We start from the raw sequence: 9,445 nt of genomic DNA on the forward strand, positions 1-9,445 counted from the left end.
ATCAATTCAAATATAAGGTAAAAAAGAGTATCAACCGACGAGGAGAAAAATAGATAAATATTACAAGTCTTGAAATTGCACAGGCAACAATGGATATGTTCTTTTGTTTGTTCTGTCTAATAATATTTGTTTCAATTAAAGCAAATAATCCAAAACAGAAGAGTATGAGGATGTTCGTTCGATTATTTCTTATTGCTACAGTTCTGTTTTTTGGAGAGACTTTGGCATATATTTTTAGAGGTAACCTTGGTCCTTTTAATATTTTAGTAACTAGAATTGCTAATCTTATGGTATTTGCTATGAACATAGCAATGGCAAATACCTATGTTAAGTATGTTAGTTCTGTTTTTGTTGAAAAAGGTGCTGAAGTAAGTGGCAATAGTGTTAAAATCGCCAATATCTTTTCGGGCATTAATATTTTCATTGTTGTGGTTAATTTGTTTTATCCATGGATGTATTATTTCGATGAGGCAAATTATTATCACAGGAATAATTCCTGGTATGTATATACACTAATATCACTTGTCGTCATATTTATAGGAGCAGGTATGGCGATTAAGTATAGAAAGTATTTGAAAAAACGAAGCTTCATTTCAATGATGCTGTTTTCGTTTATTCCAATAATTGCAACAGTTGTACAGTCCTTTATTTATGGATTTTCTATAACCAATTTAGGACTGGGAATAGGTTCATTCGTAATGTTTGCTGCATATATGTATGATTGGTCTCATAATGGGGATGAACATACGAATATGATTAATGACAGCAGATTTGATGCTGTTATTATGTTTATCATAATGCTACTTAGCATGAGTGTTTCCATCATAGCATGTGTGAATGTGATTCAGCAGATAACTAAGGAAAACTCTGAAATACAGAGCAGAACAATTGCACAGATGGTTTCAGCAAAGATTGAGAATGAATTTATTAAGCCAATTACTGTTTCTCAGACGATTAGCAGTGATATTGATATAAGAACCTACATAGAGGGGAAAACCAGAGAAGAGGCGGAGAGTGTCAAAGACGATATGATTAATCGTCTGGTATCCATTGGTAATGAATTTGATTATAAAATGGTATTTGTTGTTTCGGATAAAACAAGAGCATATTATACATATAATGGAATAAGTAGGTATCTTGATGTTGAAAATGACAGCCATGATATATGGTATAAGGATTACTTGGATTCAGGGAAAAGATATACAGTTAATGTTGATACTGATGAAGATAATAACTGGAGTCTTTCGGTGTTTATTAATTACGGTATTTTTGACACGAATGGAGACATTTTGGGAGTATGTGGTGTCGGAGTTGATATGAATGACCTTGTAGACATACTTGCCAGGTTCGAGGAAGAATACAATATCAAAGTATATTTAGTTAATCATGATGGACTTATACAGGTTGATACGGATGTAAGTTCTATAGAAACAGGCTACTTGGATAATTCATATTTTGGTAATATATCAGATGATGATTTTTATTATCAGTTATCGGAGAATGGCTGTTATATGACCAAGTATCTCGAAGGATTTGATGGGTATATAGTAATAAGAGATAATAATCCTGTTAAATTGGATGTAAATAAAATGATACTTCCAATTGTTTTAATCTTTATTGCAGGCGTATTAATAATGGCAACTTCATTTGTTATTATTAGTATGAGAGAGAAGAAGGCAAAGGATGCATATAACAGAAGATATGAAACATCTATAAAGGACGAGCTTACAGGCTTATATAATAGACGAGGGTTTGAAGTTGACTGTGAAATAATCAAGAAAAATAATAACTTAATAGAATACGTTCTTATTATGATGGATTTGAACGGTTTAAAAGCAGCTAATGATAATATTGGTCATGAAGCAGGGGATGAGTTAATTATTGGCGCTTCGAAGTGTATGGATAATGCATTCTCAGGTCTTGGAAGGACGTATCGTGTAGGTGGCGATGAGTTTGTTGCATTACTGAGAGGAACGAGAGAAGAAGCACAGGATGCAGTTAAGACACTTGATTATTTAACTGAAAACTTCCAGGGAAATCTTATTTCTGAACTTAGTGTGTCTAAGGGAGTAGTTGTTTGTTCAGAACATATAGAACTTAATTTTGAAGAAATTAAGGCAATGGCTGATAAGTTGATGTATGCAGATAAGGATGAATATTATAGACGAACAGGAAAAGATAGAAGACGAGTTTGATTTATAAATTGATATTTAATCTATGTAAAGAACCCAACAACTTTCAGTTTTTGAAACTGAGAAATCCGAATTTATCAAGCTGTTAATTTTGAAAATTTCTTTGAAAAACTATTGACTCCTACGCAACGTAATAGTTACACTATGTTAGTGGAATACAATTGCCAGGAGGGCTAAAAGATGACAATGCAGGAGTGCTATAAAGCTATCGGAGGAAACTATGAGGCTGTTTTGGGACGCCTTCACAGCGAAGCACTGATTCAGAGATTTACATTAAAGTTCCTTGAAGACCAGAGTTATCTACAGTTAAAACAGGCATTGGAAAATAAAAATTATGAAGATGCTTTCCGCAGTGCGCACACATTGAAAGGGGTGTGTCAGAATCTTTCCTTTGACCGTTTGTATGAGGTTAGTAATGAGTTGACAGAACTTTTGAGAGATAGAACCGGAGAGAAGCCGGGGATACCGGAATCAATGGAAAAAGTAACAGAAGTATATGAGATGACGATTGAAGAAATAAAGAAGGGGCTGTCGCATTAAGTGATGCGACACGACTTTCTGTCTTGGATCAAGTGCTTGGAATATCATAAAAAATGAGTGGATAAAGGAAATAAAAAAGTGGATAGAAAACAAAAAATACTAATTGTAGATGATTCGAAATTCAACAGGGACATATTGAAGGAGATTCTTGGAGATACTTATAATTATCTGGAAGCTGAAAATGGAAATCAGGCAATCCAGATGATAGGAGAAAATATTGGAATTGATCTGATGCTTTTAGATATCAATATGCCACAGATGAATGGTTTTGAAGTCTTGAAAATAATGAAAAGAAGCCAGTGTATTGATGAAATTCCAGTTATTATGATCTCTTCTGAAGAATCTGTTGATGCTATGCGTAAAGCATATGAAATGGGAATTACAGATTATATTGCACGACCTTTTGATTCTGTTATTGTAAAGAAAAGAGTCCAGAATACCCTAGAACTTTATGCGAACCAAAAGCGTCTGATCAATGTGGTTGTTGATCAGGTTTATGAAAAAGAAGAAAACAATAATATTATGATCAGGATTCTGAGCAATGTATTAGGATCACGCAACAGTGAGAGCAGCGAACATATTTTACATATCCGTACTGCGACGGAAATGATGCTGAGGCAACTGGTAAAAACAACGGATGCATATCATCTGACGGAGACTGATATTGCTATAATTACAACTGCATCTTCGCTTCATGATATTGGTAAAATACGCATTCCGGAAGAAATACTGAATAAACCCGGAAGACTGACCGATGAAGAATTTAAAATTATGAAAACTCATAGTGTGATTGGAGCATCCATGATCTGGGATATGCATTCTTTACAAGATCATCCACTGGTACATACCGCATGGGAAATCTGCAGATGGCATCATGAAAGATGGGATGGAAAGGGTTACCCGGATGGTCTGAAAGGTGAAGAAATACCAATTTCTGCACAGGTGGTGTCTATTGTGGATGTTTATGATGCTCTTACCAGTGAACGATGTTATAAGAAAGCATTTAATCATGATACGGCAATCAAGATGATCCTGGATGGGCAATGCGGGCAGTTCAATCCGGTTCTTCTTAAGTGCCTGAAAGAACTAAGCCTTCAGTTTTCCAAGATGTATACGAATGAAACGGATGATAATAACCAGTATTATGAAGCACAGAGGCTCTCTGACGAAATACTAAAGGAAAAGTCTTTACCCCGTAAAAATTATTCGCAGCATGTCATTAAGCTTATGCAGGAAAAGATAGAGTTTTTTAAAATGGACAGTGGCAAAATTTCCATTGAGTATAATGCAATTTCAGGTCGGGTGATTATAATTAACGGAAACCGGCAGATGCGGTGTCAGAGAGATGATCCGAAGTTTGATATATTCAAACCGTTCGAAGTAAGCAGTGAAGATATTCAACATATCAGAGCGTTACTGGACCAGACATCAATACAGAATACAGAAATCTCATTGCAGTTAATGGCAAAGGTGGAAAATAAAAGGCAGATGTATGATCTGAAACTGCATACCTTATGGTCTCCTTTAAAGAAAGATGGATATATAGGAATTGTCGGATATCTCTCTTGATTGGTGATACTATTTCTGGATGTCTCTACACTTTCAGCAAGATTGAAGGCGGAAGAATGCATTTCCACAGAATACCGTATGTGTGATGGCAGTTGGCACAGGATGCTTTTTACTGTAAAAAAAGGGATGAGTCTGGAAATGTAACCCATTAGCCATTTCTTTCTGCGTGATTGAAGGTTGCATACGTACAAGATTCAGAATTTTGTCCGCACCCTCGTCTCAAATCTAGCATAATAAGAGACTGGAAAGCTTTGGAAACGGGGCATTTCCAGTCTCTTTAATTCTTTCCTGAATTGACTGATATACACGATTATTCCTTTATGATATACTGAATTTACTGAATCCAAAGGAGAAGTTCAGTACTGGCAAAGGGACTCAAACTTCCGGAGAATGAAATGTGAGAACAGAGGAATATAAAATAATGACAATTAACCAATTCGCAGACTACACTTCAAAAACATACAATTATTCAAAACGTCTTGGTAATTTAACTGCAGAGGCGGTTGGTGTGATCAAAGGGGAGAAGCATTTTCCGGTTTTTGCGGATCGGATCATATTCAAGCCGCTTACAAAATCGAAGCCATTATCTACACCTCTGTTTGCTTATGCGGAAGTGTTCTGGTCGTGGGTGATCAACACGTATTTTATGCCAGTACCGCAGTATCGGCTGGCTTTTTGTGAGGGGTATGAGGCGGAGACAGGAAAAAATTATGATTATGGAACAGCAGTCCCCTTTGCTTATGGAGAAGGCGAGCAGCTGATGAATCTGCTGGAGTTTTTCCGAAAGTATCCGGACGAGAACGTGAAGATCGATGATTATCTGAATTACTGCCAGATGTTCTATGATTATACGGAGATTCTGGAATCTACATATTTTCAGACGCATCAGAATCTGGCAGAGGAGCTGGCAATGCAGATCCTGGTATCGGTTTTGAAAGGTGATCAGAACTATCATTATGAAAATATTGCATTTGTGTGCAATGAGTCTGGTGAGATTCTTCGGATGGCGCCTATGATTGATCATGAATTTTCAACGTATTTCATGTTTCCTGACAGTATGGGACAGCATATGTACTGGTTCGGAGAACTGGAAAGATCCATAGAGGGGCGTGAGATTCGGGCGGACGAATATGACTGGCTTGTTAATGAGACGGAGCGCCATATGATGGAAAAGAGCGCCACCTGTCTTCATAAGAATCTGGTTTATATCCGGGAACACTATCCGTTAGTTGCAGAAGAATTTCTGAGAAAATTAAGTCGGTTTGAAAATGATCTGATCGAACATAAGGAATGGTTTGCGGTGAAGAAGAGTCCGGGCTATCCAGATCATGCCAACTCAGATGTCTGGATGATAGGAAAAGCCAGATATAAAGACCATGACGAGGTGAAGGCAGCAAACTATGAGGTAAAGTATGGTGGACCTGGAAAAAAGATAAAGTTTGACACTTTGAATAGTCTGCTTATCTATGATGTGAGAAAAATAATACAACAGATAAAACAAGTGTTGAACGGGGGAGCGTATATATGTCAGTAGAAGTAGAGATCAAACTGAAAATAGAAGATCCTGAGCAGTTGATAGAGAAGCTGGAAGGGCTTGGGTTTATAAAAGGGGAACAGCTGCTGGAGTCTGATACATATTTTACATCTGAGAACCATGATTTTGTGAAGTTGGGCGAAGCACTGCGGGTTCGGCAGATTCGGAATGTTGACACAGATGAAATATCTGCAGTCATTACTTATAAGGGAAAGAAGCTGGATGATCGTTCCATGGCAAGGGAAGAACTGGAATTGGAGATCCCAGATGCGGAAGTTGGAAAAACACTTCTTCAACGGATTGGATTCTATTCGGTGCCGGTGTTGGAAAAGAAGCGTTGGTATTTCAGGAGAAATGAGATGACTGCCTGTGTGGATCAGGTGACAGGACTTGGAGATTACCTGGAACTGGAGATTATGGTAGAGACCGAAGCAGAGCGGGAAGGTGCACTTCAGAGGATTGAGAATGTGCTGGTAAGTCTTGGGTATTCTATGAAAGATACTACCAGACATTCGTATTTATCAATGCTGACAAATCAGACGTGTGCAATGGAGGTGGCGCATGAACATTACATATAATAAGAAAAAGTATATTTATATAGTTATCTGGCTTTTGATCGGAATACTTTCATTTACGGTGCTGGAGAAATATGCATCTGCACCGGAATCGCATCAGACAACCATTGCATCTCTTGATGAGAAAAAAGCGACTGTTCTGGAATTGACAGCTGCTACGACAGCGACTTCGGCATTGATCACGCTGATCCCAGGGGATGTAGGAACTCCTATTGCAGAGAAAGTAGCAGATCTAAGTGGATATCTTTTGATTGTATTGTGTGCGATTTTTTTGGAAAAATATCTGGTGACGATCACCGGATATGCGGCATTTAAGATTTTTATTCCTGTGGCATGCGTACTATTTGCAGTCAATATGGCGGCACAGAATCGAAGTATTGATAAACTTGCGAGACGACTGTTAATATTTGGAATCTGTATTTTCCTGGTAGTTCCCACAAGCGTGAAAGTGTCGGATCTGATTGAGACGACCTATCAGTCTCAGATTGATGCAACACTGGAGGACGCGAAAAGCACCAGAGAAATGCTGGAAAACAGCAGCGATTCTGGGCAGGAGCAAAATGAGCAGACGCAGGAGAACGAGATGGAACAGACATCTGGAGTTACTGGCCTGCTGGACAAAGCAAAGGATGCACTTTCCAGTGCAAAAGATTCTGTGACCACAGCAGTCGGAAATGTGACTATTTCTTCGGAAGAGCTGGTTCAGAAAGTACAGGATTCTTTGAATCATTTTGTGGAAGCAGTGGCAGTGATGCTGATCACATCCTGCGTGATTCCGATTCTTGTATTATTAGTATTTTTCTGGTTGATTAAAGTATTGCTGGACGTGGATATTTCTTCTGGAAAGTCTGTGTCTGGTGAATAACATAATAAAAGCATAGGAACACTACATTTAGAAATTCCAACCGTTATTGCACTATATATAGTATGATAACGATTGGAATTTTGTTTATAGAGGCTTTTTTTCCAATCATTAGTATATACGGGATGATCGAAATCAGGTATAAAGGAAGAAAGGAACAGATTTTAAAGCGTATGGAATGGAGGTGAAGCGTAATATGAAAAAATTACATTTACAAGGGGTGATACTGATCATAACAGCCATGCTTTCTGAGCCCTTGCCTTATACCATCTGAACCAGCCATACATTACTGTGTACCATAAAATAACCGATTACTACTTTGATCAATTCAGTTGCCTGTACAAGGAAGTACACACTTACGATACCAAGTCCTGTAAAGTGCGCCAGTAAAAAGGCAGTTGGAACGACAACGATCCAGGTGAAAACAGAATCAAACAGGAATGTAACCATTGTTTTCCCGCCGGAGCGCAGCGTAAAATAAGATGCATGGCTAAAGGAGCAGAAAGGCATGATAATTGCGGATACTGCGATAAATCTGGTTGCCAGTGCACGGATTTCCTCAGAGGTATTGTAGATCTGAGGGAAAAATCTGCCCATAAAAAGCATACATACAGCTACAATGACACAGCAAAAAACACTGAATACAATCATTTTGTTATCTGCATCCTTTGCTTTTTCCAGTTCGCCGGCACCCAGATACTGTCCCACCACAATGCTGATGCAGGCGCCAAGCTGGAGATAAATGATGTTAAACAGATTGGTGATGGTTGTAGCAATGTTAAGCCCGGCAACTACTTCCAGGCCGCGGATCGAGTAGCACTGTATTACGGCTGTCATTCCGGCAGCCCACAGAACTTCATTCATCATAAGTGGTAATCCTTTGATGATGATTGCTTTTAATTCATCTGTGGGAATACCAAAACCGGTATATGCTCCTTTGAGATACCGGTTTTTCTCTCTGTGACTGTGTGCCCAGATGATAATCATAAGGGCTTCTATGTAACGGGCAATAACCGTTGCCAGAGCAGCACCCTGTACACCAAGTTCCGGGAATGGTCCAATACCGAAGATCAGGAGATAGTCCAATATAGCATTACTTCCAACGGCGACAAAACTTGCGATCATAGGAAGCAGAGTCTGACCAGTCTCCTTAATATTGGTCGCATAAGACTGATTTACAGCAAAGGGAATCAGTCCTGCCATCATAATGATCAGATACTGTAATCCATACTGCAATGCTGCACCTGTCGCACCACTTCCGGAAGTATCCGTGAGATAAAGAGAAATCAGGCTCTCCCCTTTTGCCACAAACAGCAGAATGGTAAGTGCTGTAACCGTTAAAGCTGCATACAGCTTAAAACGGAAAGAATACATATGCCCTTTATGATTTCCTTTTCCGAAATACTGGGCACCGAAAATGCTGGCTGCTGATACAGCTCCGAATACTGCCAGATTATATACAAATATCAGCTGATTGACAATGGCAACTCCGGACATCTGCTCTGTACCAAGCTGTCCAACCATAATATTGTCAAGAAAACTAACCAGGTTTGTAACTGCATTTTGTATGATCATGGGCAATGCCAGTGCAATGTATCTTTTATAAAAATTTCTATCTCCAATATATTTTCTGTGAAACTTTTCTAACATAAATCCCTCTCTTTATCGAATCCCCATTTTAATACCTGTTCAGCATAACATATTTCCGTGGGATTTTATATCTTCTTTTTTAGTTTTCAGAGAGGAATGCAGAAGATATTTATTATCCAAGACTCATACGATATAAAGCTTTATACCCATATTACGGATAAGGTTTTCCCATTCTGATGAAATTCCAGAATCTGTAATGATGGTATTACAATCTTGCAATTTAGCAAAATATGAGGTTACAACAACATCGAATTTTGAAGAATCTGCAAGAAGTATACTTTCTGCAGAAGATTCTAAGCTTGCGCGTTTCGATAAAACTTCATATGAATATGAACATGTAAGGCCTAATTTACTATGGATACCTGAAGCAGAGAGAAAATACTTATTGGCTCTGTGGGCTCGAATTAGATGCAAGCCTTCATCTGATTCGAACATTCGCAGATCATGGTTATAGACACCACCGACGCCAACCAATTCGATTGCCTTTCCCTTTGAAATTTTACTTATAATATCATAATTATTT

The 9,445-nt window shown here is 38.3% G+C and carries 8 protein-coding genes; 6 read left to right on the forward strand and 2 right to left on the reverse strand.

The window, feature by feature from the left end:
* Positions 1–221 precede the first annotated feature (221 nt).
* From WMO62_RS14960 to WMO62_RS14985, 6 genes are all read left to right on the forward strand, one after another.
* On the forward strand, positions 222–2,195 hold the full coding sequence (locus WMO62_RS14960; protein ID WP_349145180.1) for a sensor domain-containing diguanylate cyclase: 1,974 nt from the start codon (positions 222–224) through the stop codon (positions 2,193–2,195).
* Between the two features lie 177 nt (positions 2,196–2,372).
* Positions 2,373–2,732 (forward strand): Hpt domain-containing protein, encoded by a 360-nt coding sequence (locus WMO62_RS14965; protein ID WP_349145181.1) that lies wholly within the window; start codon positions 2,373–2,375, stop codon positions 2,730–2,732.
* Between the two features lie 78 nt (positions 2,733–2,810).
* The gene (locus WMO62_RS14970; protein WP_349145182.1) at positions 2,811–4,301 is read left to right on the forward strand and encodes an HD domain-containing phosphohydrolase; all 1,491 of its coding nucleotides are present in this window, start codon (positions 2,811–2,813) and stop codon (positions 4,299–4,301) included.
* Positions 4,302–4,722: 421 nt separating this feature from the next.
* Entirely contained in the window at positions 4,723–5,835 is a 1,113-nt protein-coding gene (locus WMO62_RS14975) for a hypothetical protein (RefSeq protein ID WP_349145183.1), read from the forward strand.
* Positions 5,826–6,413: a class IV adenylate cyclase gene (gene cyaB, locus WMO62_RS14980; RefSeq protein ID WP_117499853.1), complete on the forward strand. Its 588-nt coding sequence runs from the start codon at positions 5,826–5,828 to the stop codon at positions 6,411–6,413. Before WMO62_RS14975 ends, cyaB begins: the two co-directional genes overlap by 10 nt.
* The gene (locus tag WMO62_RS14985) at positions 6,397–7,275 is read left to right on the forward strand and encodes a hypothetical protein (protein ID WP_349145184.1); all 879 of its coding nucleotides are present in this window, start codon (positions 6,397–6,399) and stop codon (positions 7,273–7,275) included. The genes cyaB and WMO62_RS14985 overlap by 17 nt, the downstream gene beginning before the upstream one ends.
* A gap of 258 nt (positions 7,276–7,533) precedes the next feature.
* On the opposite strand, the gene WMO62_RS14990 is transcribed toward WMO62_RS14985, so the two are convergent.
* The gene (locus tag WMO62_RS14990) at positions 7,534–8,922 is read right to left on the reverse strand and encodes an MATE family efflux transporter (RefSeq protein WP_349145185.1); all 1,389 of its coding nucleotides are present in this window, start codon (positions 8,920–8,922) and stop codon (positions 7,534–7,536) included.
* A 123-nt stretch (positions 8,923–9,045) separates the two neighbouring features.
* Positions 9,046–9,445: DeoR/GlpR family DNA-binding transcription regulator (locus WMO62_RS14995; protein WP_494337520.1), on the reverse strand; the 400-nt coding region annotated here is incomplete at its 5' end.

This window comes from Hominiventricola aquisgranensis (assembly GCF_040096225.1).
Lineage (GTDB): Bacteria > Bacillota > Clostridia > Lachnospirales > Lachnospiraceae > Hominiventricola > Hominiventricola aquisgranensis.